This window comes from Faecalicatena contorta (genome assembly GCF_022835095.1).
In the GTDB taxonomy this organism is placed as follows: Bacteria; Bacillota; Clostridia; order Lachnospirales; family Lachnospiraceae; genus Faecalicatena; species Faecalicatena contorta.
The window spans coordinates 2,574,551-2,594,667 of sequence record NZ_BQNQ01000001.1 but is presented as its reverse complement, the minus strand read 5'-3'; the positions used below and the strand labels follow the sequence as shown (position 1 = coordinate 2,594,667).

General features: G+C 45.1%; 16 protein-coding genes and 1 pseudogene. 12 read left to right on the top strand and 5 right to left on the bottom strand.

All coding sequences use genetic code 11. The annotated features are described in order from the left end of the window. Positions 1–80: 80 nt before the first annotated feature. Both MWG26_RS11585 and MWG26_RS11580 read right to left on the bottom strand, forming a co-directional pair. Positions 81–1,823 (bottom strand): sensor domain-containing diguanylate cyclase, encoded by a 1,743-nt coding sequence (locus MWG26_RS11585; protein ID WP_117440841.1) that lies wholly within the window; start codon positions 1,821–1,823, stop codon positions 81–83. A 101-nt stretch (positions 1,824–1,924) separates the two neighbouring features. Beyond that, the gene (locus tag MWG26_RS11580; protein WP_025657399.1) at positions 1,925–2,143 is read right to left on the bottom strand and encodes a hypothetical protein; all 219 of its coding nucleotides are present in this window, start codon (positions 2,141–2,143) and stop codon (positions 1,925–1,927) included. Positions 2,144–2,486: 343 nt separating this feature from the next. Between MWG26_RS11580 and MWG26_RS11575 the strand changes: the two genes are divergently transcribed. The 11 genes from MWG26_RS11575 (at position 2,487) to MWG26_RS11525 (ending at position 13,200) form a co-directional block, all read left to right on the top strand. After that, entirely contained in the window at positions 2,487–3,443 is a 957-nt protein-coding gene (locus MWG26_RS11575; RefSeq protein ID WP_049915895.1) for a hypothetical protein, read from the top strand. A gap of 166 nt (positions 3,444–3,609) precedes the next feature. Continuing rightward, positions 3,610–4,314, top strand: a complete 705-nt coding sequence (locus MWG26_RS11570) for a transglycosylase domain-containing protein (RefSeq protein WP_025657415.1) — start codon at positions 3,610–3,612, stop codon at positions 4,312–4,314. Positions 4,315–4,364: 50 nt separating this feature from the next. Then, entirely contained in the window at positions 4,365–5,420 is a 1,056-nt protein-coding gene (locus MWG26_RS11565; protein WP_025657416.1) for an endonuclease subunit UvrC, read from the top strand. A gap of 558 nt (positions 5,421–5,978) precedes the next feature. After that, positions 5,979–6,467 carry an NADH-quinone oxidoreductase subunit NuoE family protein gene (locus MWG26_RS11560; protein ID WP_025657418.1) on the top strand — a complete coding sequence of 163 codons (489 nt, stop codon included), beginning with the start codon at positions 5,979–5,981 and terminating at the stop codon, positions 6,465–6,467. Between the two features lie 67 nt (positions 6,468–6,534). Then, positions 6,535–7,209, top strand: a complete 675-nt coding sequence (locus MWG26_RS11555) for a response regulator transcription factor (protein ID WP_117440840.1) — start codon at positions 6,535–6,537, stop codon at positions 7,207–7,209. Then, the gene (locus MWG26_RS11550; protein ID WP_044927354.1) at positions 7,197–8,441 is read left to right on the top strand and encodes a HAMP domain-containing sensor histidine kinase; all 1,245 of its coding nucleotides are present in this window, start codon (positions 7,197–7,199) and stop codon (positions 8,439–8,441) included. Before MWG26_RS11555 ends, MWG26_RS11550 begins: the two co-directional genes overlap by 13 nt. Positions 8,442–8,635: 194 nt before the next feature. Further along, complete coding sequence (locus tag MWG26_RS11545; protein WP_025657419.1) at positions 8,636–9,514, top strand: ABC transporter ATP-binding protein; 879 nt, start codon at positions 8,636–8,638, stop codon at positions 9,512–9,514. 38 nt (positions 9,515–9,552) lie between these two features. Then, entirely contained in the window at positions 9,553–10,752 is a 1,200-nt protein-coding gene (locus MWG26_RS11540) for an ABC transporter permease (RefSeq protein WP_309295984.1), read from the top strand. Beyond that, positions 10,709–11,326, top strand: coding sequence for a hypothetical protein (locus MWG26_RS11535; protein ID WP_117440838.1), 618 nt, complete (start codon positions 10,709–10,711; stop codon positions 11,324–11,326). The genes MWG26_RS11540 and MWG26_RS11535 overlap by 44 nt, the downstream gene beginning before the upstream one ends. A gap of 272 nt (positions 11,327–11,598) precedes the next feature. Beyond that, positions 11,599–11,883 carry a YabP/YqfC family sporulation protein gene (locus MWG26_RS11530; RefSeq protein WP_044927356.1) on the top strand — a complete coding sequence of 95 codons (285 nt, stop codon included), beginning with the start codon at positions 11,599–11,601 and terminating at the stop codon, positions 11,881–11,883. A 12-nt stretch (positions 11,884–11,895) separates the two neighbouring features. Continuing rightward, a complete protein-coding gene (locus tag MWG26_RS11525) occupies positions 11,896–13,200 on the top strand; it encodes a sporulation protein YqfD (RefSeq protein ID WP_025657422.1) in 1,305 nt (434 codons plus the stop codon). A gap of 55 nt (positions 13,201–13,255) precedes the next feature. Here the strand turns inward: MWG26_RS11525 and MWG26_RS11520 are convergent, their stop codons facing one another. Genes MWG26_RS11520 through MWG26_RS11510 form a run of 3 tightly spaced genes read right to left on the bottom strand, consistent with a single transcriptional unit; the run spans position 13,256 to position 17,283 of the window. Next, on the bottom strand, positions 13,256–14,656 hold the full coding sequence (locus tag MWG26_RS11520; RefSeq protein ID WP_025657423.1) for an ATP-binding cassette domain-containing protein: 1,401 nt from the start codon (positions 14,654–14,656) through the stop codon (positions 13,256–13,258). After that, complete coding sequence (locus MWG26_RS11515) at positions 14,653–15,654, bottom strand: sensor histidine kinase (protein WP_049915900.1); 1,002 nt, start codon at positions 15,652–15,654, stop codon at positions 14,653–14,655. Before MWG26_RS11515 ends, MWG26_RS11520 begins: the two co-directional genes overlap by 4 nt. Before the next feature lie 15 nt (positions 15,655–15,669). Beyond that, a complete protein-coding gene (locus tag MWG26_RS11510) occupies positions 15,670–17,283 on the bottom strand; it encodes a response regulator transcription factor (protein ID WP_025657425.1) in 1,614 nt (537 codons plus the stop codon). A 265-nt stretch (positions 17,284–17,548) separates the two neighbouring features. Between MWG26_RS11510 and MWG26_RS11505 the strand changes: the two are divergent. Continuing rightward, positions 17,549–20,110 (top strand): annotated as a pseudogene (locus MWG26_RS11505) (glycyl radical protein). Positions 20,111–20,117: the final 7 nt, after the last annotated feature.

Below are 20,117 nucleotides of genomic sequence, written 5' to 3'. Positions count from 1 at the left end.
AGTTTGTTTTAGCAGTCGTTACTTAGGGCACTGCGGTGTTCGTTAGAACTGCCGCAGTGTGCGTCCTGCATGTGAAGTTACTATCTGATTGCAAATCGGTTCCGCCCGTCCTTTTTTGCCTCGTATAGCGCTGCGTCTGCCCTGGAATATAATTCTTCAAACATAAGGCCGCCGCAGGGATAGACTGCGCCGATACTAACAGAGACCGTCGCTTTAGGAGTCTGGTATGATATATTAAGTGATGTGCTGATTTTCAACAGATATTTTTCTGCTAATTCAGCAGTAGGTACATCTGCTAAAAAAAAGATGAATTCATCCCCGCCCATCCTGCCAAACACATCACATTCTCCCGCCATGGAGGCCAGCACTTTTCCGATATCGCCCAATACCCGGTCGCCAAACTGATGCCCGTGAGTATCATTGATTTCCTTAAAATGATCCACATCTAACATGGCCAGCAGAGAACGCCGACCGGATTCCTTATCCGCCAGTTCTGAGGCGATTTTCCTTATGGCGGTTCCCCTGTTCAACAGTGCAGTGAGGGAATCATTCTCTATCTGTTTTTTCATGTTGATTTGCCTTTGGATCTTCTGGTCGATGTCCTGCACAAGAATAAATGCACGGACATCCTCTGTATAAGGGTCAGAGATCAGCTGAATGGTTCCTGCCGCCCAAAAAAGCCCACCTTCTTCCCGCCTGCGGCGGTATTCGATATAATCTGTCTTCGTACCGGAGTAATAAGCGGACAGAAGCCTGTCACGACTGTAAAATTCCATATATTTTTCTTTATCTTCCTCATACACACAGTGTGCTGAATAATAACTGACGGCCTCCGTAAAGCTTTGAATATATGGGGGAAGTGAATTCAAAAGACTGTCTTCACTTCCGGCATATAGATTTTTCGTCAGATTATACTCGTAGTAGCCAAGGCTGTTAGTTTTCTGCTGATCAAAAAAGCGGCTCCACTTTTCATAGGCAAGCGCCTTTTCCCTCTGAGATGTTATATCTCTGTAGGATAAGACTGCACGTTCCGGCCTGCCTGACTTATCAAAGATCAGCCGGTATTTAATCTCATACCAGCCGAAATGGTCTCCATCCCTATGATTCATCTGAACTGTACATTTTCCCTCGGGACTCCCCTTCACTATTGAATCAAATAACTGAATGTAATCTCTTATGCTGTCGCCCTCTACCTGCCCTGCGGCAACTATGCTGTAGGGAACATTTTCTATTCTCTTAGGTCTCCTGCTTTCACTGGCGTCCTCATACGGATGTTCAAGAACATGAGTTTTTACATCATAGATATCCATATAATTATCTGTCGAAAGAAATGCGATCCGGTTCTGCTCCTCGCTGATCCGCAGGTCTTCCTCCGCTTTTTTACGATCCGATATATCCAATAACACACAGTTGAGGCAGCAATCACCGGCTGTTCTGTCAATATAACCTTTCACCAGTACCCAGCCGAGGCTCTGATCCCGCATGACGACTCTATGTTCCATCTCAAAGGTAGAGCTGTCCATGAGCTCAAGACAACACTGAACCTTATGTTGTACGTACTCGAAATCGTCCGGATGAATAATGAATTTTTCATTTGTGAACCCCACGGAGGAGGCTTCCCTGGATGTATATCCGTATATGTCATAATATATTTCGTTTGCCTGCAGTATCGTAAAAACATCATCTGCCGCTACACGGCAGATACCGCATGGGAGCAGACGGAATATCCGATCCCAGATGGTTTCCGCAGCTTTGATAAAAGATAATAGTATATGCCCGGTGTTTTTCAGAAAAATAACGGCGCCGCAGAGTGCCACTGGCATACCGTCCCTGCCACGGCATCTAAATTCGATTGAAAAGCTGTTTTTTTCAGCAGCCGTTTTTTTTAATACCTTTAATACGGAAGTACGGTCTTCCTCAAAGATCAGACCGGCAAAAAATTCGTTTTCGTGAAGCAGGGCTTCTTCTGTATCATAACCAAGAACAGCAGGAAGATTGCCTTTAGCTGATATAAGGGGGTATCCCGCAGCATTTTCACAGCACAGCGCCCTGCATTAAAGGTTTCTTCGAACAATTGTACCAGCACATCTTTACCGATCATTTCCTGTTCCGTCAATTTTTGCATCATATTTTTAGTAACCATTTTATTTCTCCTAAAGGTTTTGAGGTCAGAGCGGCTGGCCTTACCGTGTTCTGCCGCTGTCTTCTGCAATCATATATTGGTATATTATTATATTCCGGAGATATGGGTATGACACAGACGGCTCTGTGGTTCCGTCAGTTATATGCGGACAATACGTTACTTTATTCGCACCGATGTCGTTCAGCAAGGTTTATGGATCAATATGGACAGTAGCGGCATGGTTGCTGTATGCGTCAGTCCTCCTCCGTTCTTAATAAATACACTTTATTGGTTTTGAAATTGGTGGTATAATAATACAGATAGGCTAATTCAGGATCAGACTTTTGACACGGAGTTGAAACCATTGGGAAAGATTAGATTCGTCTCTTACGCTCCGGATACGTCGCAAAGTATATATAATGATGCGGTTTTTAAATTGCTGGCAGATCAGCAGGTTGTCGCTGTGCTTCCAGGTATGAATGGTTCCTATGATAGAAAAAATGAAACTTTTAATAAGGTAGAAGCCGTGTCTTTCCCAGATTATAATCTGGACAGCTATGACGATATTATCATTATATGCAGTTATTTGCCCGGTAACAGAGAAGACTCTGTTTATTCTGAGGCCAGAATATATTACGGAAGCTCTGAAGGCCGTTTTTTTCTGGAGAATAGTTTGACGAAAAAGGTGAATGCAGAAGTTCCAGACAAAACGATTCAAAATATTCTGTCGGCTATCCAGCAGGGGACAGCCCCCGCGGAAAGTGTACAGAAAGAAGAACCAGTGGAACCACAAACGGACTCATACTGGAAACGGGCATTCGCAGATTATGTGCAGACTACACATGATCCTAACGGTGTAACGGGATATCGTCTTATTTATATAGATAGCGATGATATACCTGAATTAGCAGTTATCGGCAGCTGCGAAGCAGCAGGTTCCAGTATTGTTACCTATGCGAACAGACAAACCTATGAAACAGAGCTTTACAGGCTTGGTTTTTCATATATTGAAAAGGAAAACATGCTTTGCAATTCAGAGGGGCTGATGGATTCTTATAAAGATAGAGTATATAGTATGATAGACGGACAACTGACACTGATTGCTGAGGGAAACTATGGCGTTGAGGATTATCAGAATAAAGAGTATGACAATAACGGAAGACTTGTTTACAAATACTTTTGGAATGGCATAGCGATGGCAGAGGAAGATTATATCAGTTCTCTAAATGAAATATATGATAAAACGAAAGCAACAGAGGGATATGATAGAGATGTTTTTTATAGCGCCGAAGAATTACTTGCGGTGCTAGAAAGTAATTAGTATGCATAGTAGTGTTACAAAAGATTCCTTAACCATATAGAGGACAAGCCGCGGAATAAGGGGTGTTAGATTTTAAGAAATTTTTAAGAGTATTATTAGGTTAATATTATCTTCCTCTGATATAATTTCAATAGATACAGATAAACGTACGAAAGAGAGGACAAATATGAAATTTATCAGACGGCTGCTGGCATTGATTCTCCTGTGTCTTCTGTGTGTGGGAGGATATTTGGGATATAAGGGTTATGTAAAATACGAAGATGCTTTAGAGTATATGAGCATAGACCAGAAAGCAGAAGAAATCAAAGCATCACCATCGTACACACCGCTGAAAGAACTGCCGGATATCTATTTGAACGCGGTTGTGGCCGTAGAAGATAAACGTTTTTATAAACATCCGGGGATTGACGCCATTGCGATTGGCCGGGCCATCAAGAATAACATCCATGCCCGTCAACTGATTGAAGGCGGCAGCACGATCACACAGCAGCTTGCCAAAAATATGTATTTCACCCAGGAGAGAAGCCTGATCAGGAAAGTGGCGGAGGGCTTCATGGCAATTGCATTGGAACGAAAATTCAGTAAAGACGAGATATTGGAATTGTATGTAAACAGCATTTATTTTGGAGACGGTTATTACTGCGTTGCGGATGCGAGCATGGGATATTTCGGTAAAGCGCTGCAGGATATGAATGATTATGAGTGCACCTTGCTGGCTGGGATTCCAAATGCCCCCTCCGCCTATGCACCTACGGTAAACCCGGAACTTGCCCGGCTGCGCCAGAAAAAGGTGCTGGATTCCATGGTTGAAGAAAAATATCTGACCCGCGAAGAGGCGGACGCGATCGTGTCTGCTGCAGCAGGCAGCTAAGGACACCAGACAAAAGAAAATCCTTTTTGGGGGTAAGGAGACCAGAGTGTATGAAAAAGAAAAAAGCATTAAAAGCAGTTGGCATCATTCTGCTGGCATTCATTATTGTAGCAGCTGCAATCCTGGGGTACTATACGATCCGTGAATATCGGCCGGATGCCGTGGAGACGATAGAACCGGGAGACGGAACCGCTGAATTGGGGACTGGGGAAATGTTTACAGTTCTAACCTATAATACCGGGTATGCCGGGCTGAGTAAAGATGAGGATTTCTTTATGGACGGGGGCAGTAAGGTGCAGCCGGATAGCAAAGAGCTAGTGGAAAACAACCTGAGCGGAATCGCATCCATTTTGAAAGAGCAGGATGCGGATATTTATTTTCTCCAGGAAGTGGACCGGGATTCCAAGAGGTCTTACCATATTGACGAACAGGATTACTATGAGCAGGAACTGGGGCTGCCCGGAATGTTTGCATGCAATTTTAAGGTTGACTACGTTCCATACCCGCTGCCTCCAATCGGAAAGGTTACGAGCGGGCTTGTCACTATGACTGGTCTGCATGTAAGCGATTCCTCGCGCATCGCTCTTCCGGAGTCGTTTTCATGGCCGGTTAAGACCTGCAATCTGAAGCGCTGCATGCTGGAAACCAGGATTCCGCTCAAAAATACGGATAAAGAGCTTGTGCTGATTAACTTCCATCTGGAAGCCTATGACAGCGGGGAAGGAAAGATAGCACAGAGCAAAATTCTCGCTGAAAAGTTACAGTCAGAATATGAAAAAGGAAATTATGTCATTGCCGGAGGTGATTTTAACCAGACCTTCGAGGGCATGGATACATATCCTATCCATAATAAAGACAGCTGGGTACCCGGGATTGTGGGGAAGGAAGAGATACCAACGGGATTTTCCTACGCAGTGTCCGATAATGCGCCGACCTGCAGGCTTCTGAATGGGCCTTACAGCGGGAATTATGAGGAATCACAGGTGTATGTGCTGGATGGGTTTATCGTATCAGATAATATAAATGTGGAACAGGTAGAAAATATAGATATACAATTTGAATACACGGATCATCAGCCGGTTAGAGGGTGTTTTGAAATGAAATAAATGTGGCGGGTATGGGGACGCGCCGAAGACGGACAGACGGTACGGTGTGCAGGAAGTGGGCGGCGGTTTGCTATTGCACCCGTTTATTAACGAATTCTAAGAAGAAGTCAGGCGGAAAACAGGGGTACGGATGACACAGTGTGAAAAATTTTGATAATTTTTCACGCTGAGTCATCCAAATCCGTGATTCGGAATCACGGATTTCCCCCTGTTTTCCGCCTGACTTCTTCAAGAATTCGTAAATGCACTCTAGCAATAGCACACCGCCGCCCACTTCCTGCACACCGTACCGCCTGTCCATCTTCGGCGCTGGCGCATCAGGGCGGCTGGATTTTTTCCTTTGTGGGAACAGTGGCGGCAGAGGCGGATTGGGGATGGCTTCGCGGATTTTGGTGAGGCAATTAACTGATAGGAATGTTAGGCTTGTGTTTTGGTGGATGGTTTTTATGAGATGCCGACGGGGATTTTATCTTTAGGAATTCATTTGTTCTCTTGGTAATTAAAATTTACGGGAACGGGGTATACTGATGTATAAATTAGGATTTGGGGTGTGAATATATGGATGAATTGGAACGGGAACGGAAGAGTGAGGAAATTTTGGCTTATTATGGGGGGATGGATAATCGAGGGGAGCAGGAGTTAATTGTGGCTTTGTTGCGGGAGCTGCAGGATATTTATGGGTGTATTACGGCTGGGGTTATTGAGCGGGCGGCTGCGGTGACTGGGGTGAAGCCTTCTTTTATAAGGGCTTTGGTTCGGATGTATCCTACATTGAAGGAGGCGGCTTTTCTGCATGATATTGTTGTCTGTATGGGGAAGGCCTGTGCGGATCAGGGGGGACGGGATATTCTTTCGTTTCTGCAGAAAGTTTTGAAGGTGCGGCGGAATGGGATTTCCAGGGATGGGAAGGTGCGGGTTCGCACACAGAGCTGTTTGAAACACTGCGGAACGGCTCCTAATCTGCTGATTGATGGGAAATTGTATACAGGGGTGGATGAGGAGATGCTGACGGGAATATTGAAAAATCAATTTCATCTGGGATTATAGGGTTTTTGTAGAGATTTATCCGGTATAATAAAATGTTATTATGTTGTAATGGAGAGGTTTAAGGCTTATGAGTAAAAAAATTTTAGTTGCGGACGATGAACCGGGGATTGTGCAGCTGTTAAAAGATTATTTTGAAATTCAGGGGTATGAGGTCGCCAGTGCCTTCAATGGTGTGGAGGCGCTGGAGCAGTCCTCACGCAGGCCTGATTTGATTCTGCTGGATGTGAATATGCCTGGGCTTGACGGGTTTGAAGTCTGTAGGATGATCCGTGACCATGTATCCTGCCCCATCTTGTTTCTGACGGCTAAGGTGGAAGAACAGGATCGGATCAGAGGGCTTATGCTGGGCGGGGATGATTACATATTGAAGCCTTTCAGTATTGATGAGTTGGGGGCCAGGGTTGAGGCACATCTGCGCAGAGAAGAACGCAGGACAAAAGTACAGGCGGTTAAGATGCAGGGAGGCCTTGCCATACATTATACAGAACGTTGTGTATATTATGACGGGAAGGCATTGAATCTGACGAAGACAGAGTTTAATATTGTGGAACTGTTGTCCATGCACGTCGGCCAGGTATTCACAAGAGAACAGGTTTACGACAGAGTCCGCGGCTATGACGGGGAAGGGGACAGCAGTATTGTAACGGAACATATACGCCGAATCCGGTCGAAGCTGTCAGCAGTCACCGATATTCAGTATATTGAAACTGTATGGGGAGTTGGTTATAAATGGATTGGTTAGAAGAAAAGATAGAACACACGAGAATGAGAATAAGAAACACACGTTTCTGCACTGCTATAACTGCTTATATACTAGTGGCGGCCGCAGCCGCTATGTTTCTTTCTTATGTCACAATTATCTTCTGTTTTCAGTGGGAGAGCAGGATCCTGCAAAGCTATAACAGCGGTGAGGATATATGGTTATACAGTGTGAAGCTGTCGGGCTGGCCATTCTGGACACAGACCTTTTCCAGTTTATCGTCCCGTGACAGCGTGCTAGTGAAGCTGCTGGATTTTGTTCGTACCTGGTGTCCGTTTCTATATACCCTTGTGGGCTCCATTCTGGCCTGCAGGATATTTTATAGAAGGAGGCTTTCGGCCCCCCTTCGGATTCTACAGGAGGGGACGGAGGCCGTCAGGAACAATAATCTGGATTTTGACCTGACGTATGACAGCCGGGACGAAATGGGTGAACTCTGCCGCTCCTTTGATGATATGAAGCAGGAACTCATACATAATAAGCAGATGATGTGGGAACTTGTGGGAAACCAGAAGCAGCTCAATGCGGCTTTCGCCCACGACCTGCGGACGCCCTTAACCGTTCTGAAGGGATATTCCGACTTTCTTGCCCGCTATATTCCGCAGGGCAAAGTAAATGAAGAAAAGATGCTGGACACGCTGCATCTGATGTCCTCACATCTGAACCGCCTGGAACAGTACAGCCGGACAATGAAAGGTATCCGCAGCATAGATGAGCTCCCGGTGCACAGAGAAAAAAGTGATTTATCCAGAATAGAAAATGAGATCCGCGAAGTCATTTTTTCTCTGAATCAGATTGGAGATATACAGATTACCTTATCAGTACCCGCTAAGAAAAGTGAGGATGAAATACTTTTCGCAGACACTGGCCTGATCCTGGAGGTATTGGAGAATCTGCTTTCAAATGCAATCCGCTATGCGGAAAACAGAATCTGGGTTCGGCTGGATTTTGAGTATAAAAAGGCGGTTCTTGTGCTTACCGTGCATGACGACGGCCCAGGTTTCACCCAGGGGGATCTTCAGAATGCATTGAATCCCTATTATAAAGAACACAGGGCTTCCGATGCTGCAGACGGGGAGGAAGATCCACATTTTGGCATTGGGCTCCATATCTGCAGCCATATCTGTGCGAAACATGAAGGAACGCTGAGCATTGCTAACAGTATCGATCAAGGCGCCGTTGTGACGGCTTCATTTTCCTGTAAGAATGAATGAAGACATTCTTAAGTTTTTGTAGAGAAAGTGTAGACATTTTCGGGCTAATATATATGCATACCCAAAGGGCACCCCGTAACCCATGCCCTGCGGGCGGGTCTGCAGCTTTGCTGCAGTACAATGTATACCCAAAGGGCACTCCGTAATCCATGCCCTTGGGGAGCAGAGAATGGCATAAAGAGAGGATGAGAAAAATGTCTGCAGAAATTAAAATTGAACATTTAAATCAATATTATGGACGAAAATGTGCCTTAAAAGATGTAAGCCTTACAATCCACAAGGGGATGTTCGGCCTGCTTGGCAGAAACGGCGCCGGCAAGACCACGCTGATGAAAGTGCTTGCAACGCTCCTGCCAAAGACAGAGGGAAGCGTCTCTGTCTGCGGTATTCCGGTGGAGGATGCGGCGAGAGTGCGCAGGATCACCGGATATCTGCCCCAGGAATTTTCCATGTACCCGAATATGACCGTTTACGAGGCAATGGATTATCTGGGCGTACTGTCCGGGCTTGGAAGCCGGAAACGCAGAGAACTGATACCAAAGCTTCTGTCCCAGGTGAACCTCCTGGAGGATCAAAAGAAAAAGGTAAAGGCATTGTCCGGCGGAATGAGGCGCCGGCTTGGGATCGCACAGGCCATTCTCCACAATCCGAAGGTGCTGATCGTAGATGAGCCTACAGCAGGCCTGGATCCCGAGGAGAGAGTCCGGTTTCGCAATCTGCTGAGCGAAATTGCCCAGGAGCGCATTGTCATTCTGTCCACACATATTGTCGGAGATATCGAAGCTACGTGCGAGCAGATTGCGGTGTTAAATGAGGGCGAGATCCTCTATCAGGGTACAGTCTCGGATCTGATTGATATGGCGGACGGAAGAGTCTACACGGCCCAGATCAGCAAATCCGAGCTTCCGCGGCTGAAGGAACGTTATGTTGTCACCAGCATGCTGACGCTTGGGAATAACGTAATGGTTCGTTTTATTGCCGAAAAGAAACCATTTGCACATGCAGAGTGCTGTGAGGCGGGAGTGGAAGATGCCTACATGTATCTCATGCACGGAGAGCGGGGTGATCTCTGATGTTCCTGAGTCTATTAGCAAAAGAATGCCGGCAGACAATGAAGAGTATGATCTACTGGCTGATCGTGGTGATCCTTGTAGTCTTTTATTTTTCCCAGATGGGAGGAATGACGATAGGTGAAAAGCCTGAGCCGGGGCAGGAAAATTACGGATGGACATATGGAGGGAATGAGACGGATATCATGGAATCTGTACTCGGACGCCTTGTTTCGGAATACCTGGCAGGAACATATACCACCTATCCAATCGGTTTTTATAAGTCTGTCACTCCAAGCGAAGCGGAACAGAAGCGGATTGGCGAGATTGTGGAGGAGACCACAGGGCTTTCGGGGGAAGGCGATATTGCGGATGCAATACAGGAGGCAGAAGGCGGCGTCCAGGTGATATACGGCAGCAGCCCCACACAGGTAAAAAAAGGGTTGACGTATGAACGGTTTCAAGAGTTAATGCAGGAAGTCGACGATATGCTGGGCGGAGGCTCTTACTATGCGCCAGACAGCCTGGAGACAAGCGTCTCCCAGCCAAAGACATATGAGGAGGCTCTGGAAGACTATAATAGCCTGATAGAAAACGACCATCTCACCGGTGGTTATGCGAGACTGTTTAGTGACTATATGGGAATTCTGCTCGGTATTCTGCCGGTCTTTCTGGCAGTGACCCGCGGGCTGCGTGACAGACGCTCAAAGATGCAGGAACTGATTGCCAGCAGGAAGGCATCCTCTGCCTGTATCATCACAAGCCGGTATGCTGCCATGCTGATTATGATCATGGTTCCGGTGCTCCTGTTATCCTGTATCCCGCTGGTTCAGTGCTTACAGTCTGCCGCCGGCGCCGGGATCCAGATGGATGTTCTGGCATTTGTCAAATACAGCTTCGGCTGGCTTCTTCCAACTGTAATGGCTTCCGCAGGAGTAGGGCTGGTACTGACTGAACTGACGGATACTGCGCTCGGGGTCCTGGTTCAGATAGCCTGGTGGTTCCTGACAATCTTCGGATCTGTGAACAGTATGCACGGGGGTGCATATGGATGGAGCCTCGTACCAAGGCACAATACGGTCTATAATTATACGGGTTTTCATGAAAACTTTGGTCAGCTAGCAGCAAACAGAGGGCTTTACGCGGCAATTTCTCTTCTCCTGTTAGTAATATCAATTTTTATTTATACACAAAAAAGAAAAGGGAGGCTGGATATCCGTGGCAAAATATTTGGAAATCTTAAAAGAAAACACAAGGCATAATATACCCGTTCATGCCATTATTGCCATCCTTCTGCTCTGCTTTTCTCCGCTTGTACTGGGCGTGGAGAATCTGCCCTATGAGGATGCTGCAAAAGTGCTGGAACGCTATGTGGCGCTGCTCGGCATCATTATGCTGACGCCGGTGTTTCTGCCGGAACAGAATCCGGACCTCCGTGACCTGATCCGTTCAAAATATACGAAAATTACAGCGATATACGGCATCCGTGTGCTGGAAGCAATCATACTGCTTGCACTCCTGCTGGGCGCTTACATGGCGGTGCTTTCATACAACAGCTGTCAGCTCCATGTACTCCCATACTACGGAGGCACCCTGGCCGAAATGCTGTTTGTAGGAGGGCTGGGGATATTTGGTTTCGCTCTGTTCGACAATCTGATTGCTGGTTATATGATCCCTGTCTTTTACTATATCGTCGCTTTTGGAAGCGGGGCAAAATATCTGAAAGTATTTTACCCGTTTTCCATGGCCCAGGGCAGCTATGCGGAAAAATTCTGGCTGTTTGCGGGCGGTATGATACTCATCGCAGCCGGGATATTTATAAGGGGACGAAAGTGATTCATTCAAGTACGCCAAGGCGTACTTGCGGCGAGATGCGCGTCATGCTCCGCATGATATCATACATCTGCGCGTCTCTGCCATCTGCCGGCGGCTTTATCTTGGATGGAGATTGGACTCCCACCAAGACGAAATTGTTACTTACTCGCCACCTATAGAGGTGGGAGTCTTATGTCCGCCGCTTCCGTGGGATAAAACATAACTGTTAGCCGAATAGGACAAAAATGCCGCACATATACTACAAATAAAGGGCGTATGTGTGGCATTTCTATATGGGAAGAGAAATAGAAAATGAAAAAATAAAGGAAAAGCTGGCCTCTGCAGCCAGCATGCCAAAAGACGTAGTCCTCGGAGCGGCTGTTGTGACCATCATAGGGGCAGGAGAAGTCTGCATTGAGAATTACCGGGGCATTATAGAGTACACGGATGTCCTGATTCGTGTACAGACCAAGGGATATCAGATCAGGCTGCAGGGAAAGAATCTGCAGATCGAATATTATACGAATGATGAGATGAAAATAACAGGCAGAATTTTATCACTAGAATATTGTAAGTGAGGTAAGGAAACAGTGATTCAGTCAATCATTCGCTATATGCACGGGTATGTAAAAATCCGGGTGGAAGGCTATTCCCCGGAACGTTTCCTGAACCTGTGCCGCCATCACCAGATCTATATATGGGGGCTGAATCCCTGCGGGAATGCATACGAAATGTATATGAGCCTGAAGGGATTCCGCAGACTCAGGCCGATTGTCAGGAAGACTCATACAAAAGTTTTACTTGTCCAGAGAAACGGTCTTCCTTTCTTTCTGCATAAATACAGAAAGCGAAAGCTTTTTTTTATCAGCTTTATCCTTTGTCTTGGCCTCTTATATTTTTATTCGAGTTTTATATGGGATATCCATTTTGAGGGCAATGAAAAATGGACAAACGAAACTTTATTGGAATTTCTTGAGACGAAAGACGTGTCCCCGCATATGGCAAAAAGGAAAGTAGACTGCGCGCAGATTGTAAAAGATATCCGAAAAGAGTATGACGATATTGTCTGGGTATCCGCCTCCATAGATGGAAGCCGGCTGCGCATCCAGATTAAGGAGAATGAGGACACTTTCCGGGAAGAGGCAGAAAGTGCCGATGGTGCGGGAGCAGAAGGCCAGGGGGATGCATCTTTGGATGCGGGAAAGGAAACGGAGACGCCCAGCGATCTGATAGCCACAAAGGATGGCGTGATCACCAGCATTATTACAAGATCCGGAATTCCACAGGTTCATGTGGGCGACACCGTGGCGAAAGGGGATGTACTTGTAACCGGCAGGATAGAGGTGCTCAATGACGCAGGGGAAGTGACCGGTTACCAGTATCAGAAGTCCGACGCCGATATATTTGCAGATACGCAGCTGAATTACGAGGACTCGATCAGCACAACGTATAAAAAGAAATATTATGAAAAGTCACAGCGTCGGCTGTATTATATAAAGGCAGGTTCCTGGTACATCTCCGCGGGAACTGTAAAAAATGATTACAAAGAGTGGGAGATGTATACCAATGAGCATCAACTCAAGCTGGGCGAGAACTTTTATCTTCCGATATCCTATGGCAGCAAAATTGTAAGATCCTATACTTCAAAAGAGAAACCATACACAAAAGAAGAGCTTCAAAAACAGTTGAGTAGTAACTTTAAGCAGTTTTCCAAGGAATTGGAGGAAAATGACGTCCAGATCCGGGAAAACAGTGTCAAAATACATATAAGCAAAAATACAGCTGTTGCAAAAGGAATTTTGTATCTCAATGAAAGAATCACACAGGAGGCGGATACGGAAATTATAGAGATTGAAAGTGAGGGACAGGAGGAGACCGGCGTGCCACAAGAATAATCATCCTACGTATCAGTTCAGTCCTGTCTGAACTGTTAGCATTCTTTCCTGTTATTTATTCTTGTGTTAAAAATACAGCCTCCCCTTCTATTTCTGTATCCATAGTCCAGTTATTAGAAATAATCAGCACGGCGATTCCTTTGGAAGAGAGCAGCCTCAGCATATCCAGCGTAATCCGGTTTAAGGAGGTATCTATAATGGAAAAAGGGTTCATGCAGACCAGTAATTCGGGTACATATAAAAGCCAACGGCAGTAGATGACTTTCTGTACAATTTCCATTGGTACCTGATCGATATTCATCTGGAGATATCCGGGAGGAATAATATCCTTAAGCGTATATTCAACTCCCTTTTGATTGCCTGGATTGGTCCAGAAATTATGGATTTTGCTGTCAAGCGGTACACAGAGGTTATACAGCACGGTCATGTTGTGGAAAAGTACGGTCCGGCGCGGATTGGATTCTATGATTCCGCAGCTTTTCAGATACTGTTTCAGGGAGACAGACTGCAGAGGCTGTCCCCTGAAAAGTATAGTTCCGCTGCCGGCTGATACCTTCCGTCTCAAAATCGATAAGAGATAATCTGTTTCGCGGTTACTGGAACAGATGATTTTCAGAATCTGCCCCTTTTTCAGTGTAAACGACAGCGGGACAGGCAATATATCCTGCACATTTTCGAAGGCCAGAACGGATTCTCTGATATCCCTGTCCTGATGATGGCTCTTCTGATGACGAAGAACAGAATAGGAGCCCAGCGACCTTTGAATCTCTTCCTGGCAGATCTGCGAGCGCGGCAGAATTCGGAGGGTCTGTCCGTTCTTTATCAGATGAAGCGTACACGTAAGCCGAAAGAGACGGATATCAAAAGTCTCCCCGATTAGGAACGTGATACCGTGCTTTTCCAATACTCTGAGAATAGATAAAAGCTGTTCGAATTCACCGGCATCTAAAAGAGAGGCGGCATTCGATAAAAAGATCAGTTTCTTTCCCTGCAGAAATGCTTTCACCAGCTCAACAGCAATTCGTTCAAAATTGGTCAGCGACTTCACTTTTTGATTAACATCCAAAGAAAGGTGAAAAAATTCGAACAGGTTTTCTGCCATTTTTTTATACTTTTTAGCCGTAATCCATAAAAATGAAAGCCGTTCATAAAATAGATTTTCATATACGGAAAGGCTGTTCATCAGACGGCTGGACTCATAGACGATTGCAGTTTCCTTTTTATATGAACGGATATAATCCTGATATGTAACGGCAGTCTCTTCAAAATAAATGATTCCTTCTACTTCCGGAATTTTACCATCAATAAAATCTAAGAAGGCTGTTCTCTCATAAAAACTATTAAAAAGAATTCCGGTATGTTCCCCTTCAAAAACCTGCAGATAGAGGTTCGAAAGGACTGCGCTTTGATTCTGGCGAATCGACAGGTTGAAGATACGAAATAATTCCTTTTTCATAGAGTCAGGTTCCTTTTCTGTATTTTGGGCAGGATGATACGGACATCAGTTCCGATTCCCTGAGTACTGTATACGTGCAGGCCGTATTCATTGCCGAACAGAAGTTTTATTCTGCGTGCCACATTCTGAAGCGCAATACTCTGGCGCTCCTGTTTTCCTGTGGGGGCCGGGGGCCTGGACGGATTTTCAAGAGATTCATTGATCCGATGCAGAATATCGTGCGTCATGCCAATACCGGTGTCCGAGATATTAATGAACAGAAACCGTTCTGTTGTTTCGATCGAAATCGTAATTTTCCCATTCCCGCTCTTTTTTTCAAGCCCGTGGAAGATTGAATTTTCGATGATTGGCTGGAGAGTCAGTTTGGGAATAAGCAGGGTAAGAACCTCGTTTCTGTCATCCGGCCAGATCACATCCATATTGATTTTATCTCCAAACCGGTATTTCTGGATGATAAAGTAATTCTCTGTATGATCCAATTCATTCTCCATCGTAGTCAGATTGCCGGTATCGGTAATTGTATAACGGAAAAAGGTAGCCAGTGCCTCAATGACCGATGAAACGGTTTTCAGTCCCTCGTACAATGTATCGCCCCGCAGGGCTTCCAATGTATTGTACAAAAAATGCGGATTAATCTGGTTCTGCAGAGCAAGATATTCCGCCTGTTTTTGAGACTTTGCGAAGTCTATTTTCTGATGTTTAAAATCATACATCATGTTCAGCAGCTCTTCCGACAAAAAGGGTGAAGCAGATGCCAGAAAGGCATCAAAATCTTGCATGGAATTATAATCCCTGGCAGCTTCTTTTAGTATTTTCTGCGGCCTTCGGAGAAAATACCAAATATAAACAAATAATGCTATATGGACTGCCGCCAGTAAAAAGAAGAGTGCTGTATAAGAAATATTCCCTGGGATCACTGTCAGACAGATGGCAATGTCGGATAACACAACCAGAATGACAGAGAGTGTACAAAGTATATGATAATAAGTTTTTTTCATGATCTCACCCGTATGTCAGGAAAAAAGTTTTCGGTAAGCGGCAGGAGTCATTCCGGTAGTCTTGCGGAAGCACCTTATGAAATATTTCAGGTCATGGAAGCCGGTACGTTCGGATATCTCAATGATTTCCAGATCTGTCTCTGTGAGCAGGTCTTTGGCGTTCTGGATGCGGACATCTGTCAGGTATTCAATAAAGCTGCTTCCGGTCTCCTTCTTAAAGATATTTGAAAAATAAGAAGCGTTAAGACCGACTACCTGCCCGATCTGTTCCAGTGTCAGGCTTTGCTCATAATGCCCGTTGATATATTGTTTCGCCATAAGTACAGCTTTGGACTGTGCTTTCTTCTTATGAGATTTCCAGTCCTGAAGCAAAGCACATTGTTCTTCGGCGAGATAAGAAAACAAATCATAAACAGAAGTAAAGGAAAGAAAGCAGGTATTCCATTTATCGGTCAGCTCGTCCGAAGATACATTGATTTTATGCTGATTCAGGCAGAATAAAAAGAGTGTGACAATTTCATTGTATACACGCCGGATGAACGCACCGGTAACAGCGTCCAGAAGGACAAGCCGATTCGCAAGATCAGACAGAAATTCCTGCAGCTTTTCGTACTGGAATGTCTCGGCATAGCTGAGATACTGGCTTCTGAAAGAGGGTGTGATAAAGTCCGACACATGGCTTTTACATTTCGGTATCCTGGAATAGGAATAAATGGCATCGCTCCCTGAGAGGACTTTTTCACACAGTGCAGATTCTATCTCCCCAAAACAATCGGTGATTTCTGCAAAAGTGTGCTTAATACTGCTTTGAAGCAGTATAACATGAAGTTCAGGAAAGATTTCTTTTAATGACAGCAGGGCTCCCCGGATGCTTTTGGAAGTCTGGTAAATGTGTGACAGCTGTTCTTCATTGTCATTGACAAGGCAATATATGTATCCGCCGGAAACGGTCATGGAACAGTCATGATACTGACCTGTTTCTGAATCAATGATCCCGGCTGCTTTATTTACCAGAAAATCACTGACAATTGTCCGGCCATTCTCATCAGGGGTGTCAAGATAAATGCAAAGCAGAGTAAAAGCAGATTCCTTAAAATTGGTGTAATAAGTCCGGTTGATATCTTCAATGGAATGGAAGGCCTGTATGATCTGCGGGTTTAAAATCAGATCATTGATGAAATTGGATTTGATGCGTTCCTGAGTCGAATTTAACTCATTTCGGATTGCTTCATCCTGCTGCCTGTGCGATTCCATTGACTGGTGCTTTTCTACGATTGAGACTAGTGTTGCCTTCAGGTCTTTTTCTTTGATTGGTTTTAATATATAATCAGAAACACCGTATTGAATCGCACGCTGTGCGTAGTCAAACTGCCCATAACCGCTGATAATAATAAAATGGATCCCGGGATTGAATTCTTTCGCGGCCCGTATCAGGGTAAGTCCATCACATCCGGGCATTCGGATATCGGTAATGATAATGTCCGGAGAAGTTTCTTTTACCATATCCAGGGCCAGCAGCCCGTCATGGCATATACCTGCGATATACAGGCCGAGTGACTCCCAGTCAATCAGGCACTGGATCAGTCTGCAGACCTTTTCTTCATCATCTATAATCAGAACTTTTAACATATAATTCCTCCCCCTTAAATATTCTCTACCAGATTGGAATCAGTATAATGGATTGTACCAGAGATTTCAATAGATGTAGTGAAAAAACACAATTAATAAAAGAAAAAGATATCAAAACCATACAAAAGATACAAAAAACTAAAGAAAATCCTCTTTTTACCAAAGATAATGAGTTGAAGCAGAATATAATAACAAATATAATAATTGCAGGAAGAACGATATATCGAGAAACCATAGATGTACATAAAATAACAGGAGGAAATATATGGAAGAGAACCTTTCGTATCAAATCAGTACGAAGCCAGTGAGATCAAAGCGGATTGATGAATTATACAGGTATATTACTTCTTTTGAAAGCGGTATCTGCATAGAGAGAGGAAAATATCTGACAGAATTTTATGAGACAGAACCGGATCTGCCGAATGTACTGAAACGGGCACGCGCGATTGAACATGTATTAAAGAATATGAGTATCTACATGATGCCGGGGAGCCTGTTTGCAGGCAACCAAACCTCCAACCCCCGTTGGGCGCCCATTTTTCCGGAGTTTGAAGTGGAGTGGATGGAGGAGGAATTTATCAAAGGAAATCCATATTTCCCAGATACAAGACCGGCAGACAGATACGTTCTGCGCAGGGAAGATATGGATGACATTCGCCATATATGTGATTGGTGGAAGGGCAAAACGCATGTGGACAGGCTTAGAAACAGGCTTCCAAAAGAGGCGCTCCTGACCCACTATGAGATAAAAGCTGCAGATATAGGGGCATATTTTCAGGGCGGTGACGGACACTTTGCTACAGCACATGAATGGCTGATTAACCACGGCCTTGAAGAAATGATTCATCTTGCAGGGCAGGGGCTTGATCATCTGGACTGGAAAAATGATCCCGAAGCAGTTAAGAAAAAGGATTTTTACGAAGCTGCGATTGTAACGGCCAATTCGGTCATTCATTATGCGGCAAGATATGCAGAGCTTGCAGCCCGGATGGCAGCAAAAGAAGCTGACCCGGTCAGGAAAAAGGAATTGGAAGAAATAGCAGAAATGTGCACCCATGTTCCTGCAAAACCGGCCAGAACCTTCAAAGAAGCGCTTCAGTTTATCATTATCACCCATATCTGTCTGCATATAGAGGATAATGGTGTAGGAATTTCCTTCGGGCGGTTTGACCAGTTTATGTATCCATTTTATGAAAAAGATATTGCCGAAGGACGTTTAGAACGGGAACAGGCGGTTGAAATGGTAGAAAACTTTTTCCTGCAGATTTATGCAAGCAACAAAGTAAGAAGCTGGCAGGATACAGATTATTTCCGGGGAGTACCGATGTTCCAGAATCTTACGATCGGCGGACAGGATCCGGTGAGAAAATGCGATGCAACGAATGAACTCAGTTACATCTGTTTAGATGCCATCTACCATACAAGAATACCGCAGCCGTCGCTGACCGTGCGTTTCCATAAAAACACACCTTTTGAATTCAAAATGAAGACAGCAGAAGTGGTGAGGCTTGGAACAGGGCTTCCGTCTATCTTTAATGATGAGACATATATCCCGGCGCTTCTGAATCGGGGGTATGAGCTGAACGATGCTTATAATTACTGTATCATTGGATGTGTGGAACCGGGACCGGCAGGGCTTTTGGGAGGCAGAACCGGCGGAGCATGGCTGAACTGTACGAAAGCGCTGGAGATGTCGCTGTATAATGGAACGGATCCGAGAACCGGTATCTGCCTCCACCCGAATAAAAACGGAAAAAACCTGGCCTCCTTTGAGAGCTTCGAGGAAGTGAAGGAAGCATATAAGGATCAGATTCAGTATTATATCAAGATGGAGGCGATTCTGGAAAATACGATTGACCAGCTCTGGGAAGAACATATGAATGAGCCGATGACCTCTGTATTTGGCTGTCCGACGACGACGCTGGAGCGCGGGAAGACGTTTAAGCAGGGCGGTGCAAAGTATGATTTCACAGGACAGCAGACCATTGGGACCGCTAATATTGCCAATAGTCTTTATGCGGTTAAGAAACTGATATTTGACGATAAGAGACTGACCGGCGCGCAGCTTAAGCATGCTTTGGAAACCAATTTTCAGGATATGGAGAGCAGGCCGACAGGCCCGCAGATTCAGGCTCTGTGCAAAGGCGTTGAAAAGTATGGGAATGACATTGATGAAGTAGATGAACTGGCGAGGGAGATGCTTGCGTTTGTAGCAAATGAGTTATGCTCCTATAAAAACACAAGGTATGGCCGTGGTCCAATTGGAGGCACGCTTCACTGCTCTACGAGCACCGTGTCAAGCAACACTCCGTTCGGTAAGGTGTGCGGCGCGACTCCGGACGGACGGGAAGCTTACACTGCGGTGGCAGATGGACAGTCCCCGATGAAAGGAACTGATACGAGTGGTCCTACTGCGGCAATCCGTTCTGTGTCAAAGATTAACAATATATTACTTTCCTGCGGTTCATTGTATAATTTGAAATTTAATCCGTCTGACCTGTATTAGTATTCCAAAAGGCCGGATAGAGGTCTTGCTGAATTTAAATGCAGGTTGGAAAATGTGAGGAGGTGTATTATGGAAAGGGTAGTAAAAAATGACGGACTCAGAAGATTTGTAAGTCTGATAGACGAATATTTTGCTTCCGGCGGTGCACAGATGCAGTTTAATATCGTGAGCAGAGATACCTTGCTTGCAGCCCAGAAGAATCCGCAGGAATATGCAGACCTGCTTGTACGTGTAGCAGGATACAGCGCGTATTTTACACAGCTGTCAAGGGATGTCCAGCAAGATATTATCGAAAGAACTGAAGAAAAATTATACCCGTAGGGCACCC

Bases quoted from the DNA above. Each gene is read 5' to 3' on its own strand.
- MWG26_RS11585 (WP_117440841.1), bottom strand. From the start codon at position 1,823: ATGCCAGTGGCACTCTGCGGCGCCGTTATTTTTCTGAAAAACACCGGG.
- MWG26_RS11580 (WP_025657399.1), bottom strand. From the start codon at position 2,143: ATGGTTACTAAAAATATGATGCAAAAATTGACGGAACAGGAAATGATC.
- MWG26_RS11570 (WP_025657415.1), top strand. From the start codon at position 3,610: ATGAAATTTATCAGACGGCTGCTGGCATTGATTCTCCTGTGTCTTCTG.
- MWG26_RS11565 (WP_025657416.1), top strand. From the start codon at position 4,365: ATGAAAAAGAAAAAAGCATTAAAAGCAGTTGGCATCATTCTGCTGGCA.
- MWG26_RS11560 (WP_025657418.1), top strand. From the start codon at position 5,979: ATGGATGAATTGGAACGGGAACGGAAGAGTGAGGAAATTTTGGCTTAT.
- MWG26_RS11555 (WP_117440840.1), top strand. From the start codon at position 6,535: ATGAGTAAAAAAATTTTAGTTGCGGACGATGAACCGGGGATTGTGCAG.
- MWG26_RS11550 (WP_044927354.1), top strand. From the start codon at position 7,197: ATGGATTGGTTAGAAGAAAAGATAGAACACACGAGAATGAGAATAAGA.
- MWG26_RS11545 (WP_025657419.1), top strand. From the start codon at position 8,636: ATGTCTGCAGAAATTAAAATTGAACATTTAAATCAATATTATGGACGA.
- MWG26_RS11540 (WP_309295984.1), top strand. From the start codon at position 9,553: ATGAAGAGTATGATCTACTGGCTGATCGTGGTGATCCTTGTAGTCTTT.
- MWG26_RS11530 (WP_044927356.1), top strand. From the start codon at position 11,599: ATGGGAAGAGAAATAGAAAATGAAAAAATAAAGGAAAAGCTGGCCTCT.
- MWG26_RS11520 (WP_025657423.1), bottom strand. From the start codon at position 14,656: ATGAAAAAGGAATTATTTCGTATCTTCAACCTGTCGATTCGCCAGAAT.
- MWG26_RS11515 (WP_049915900.1), bottom strand. From the start codon at position 15,654: ATGAAAAAAACTTATTATCATATACTTTGTACACTCTCTGTCATTCTG.
- MWG26_RS11510 (WP_025657425.1), bottom strand. From the start codon at position 17,283: ATGTTAAAAGTTCTGATTATAGATGATGAAGAAAAGGTCTGCAGACTG.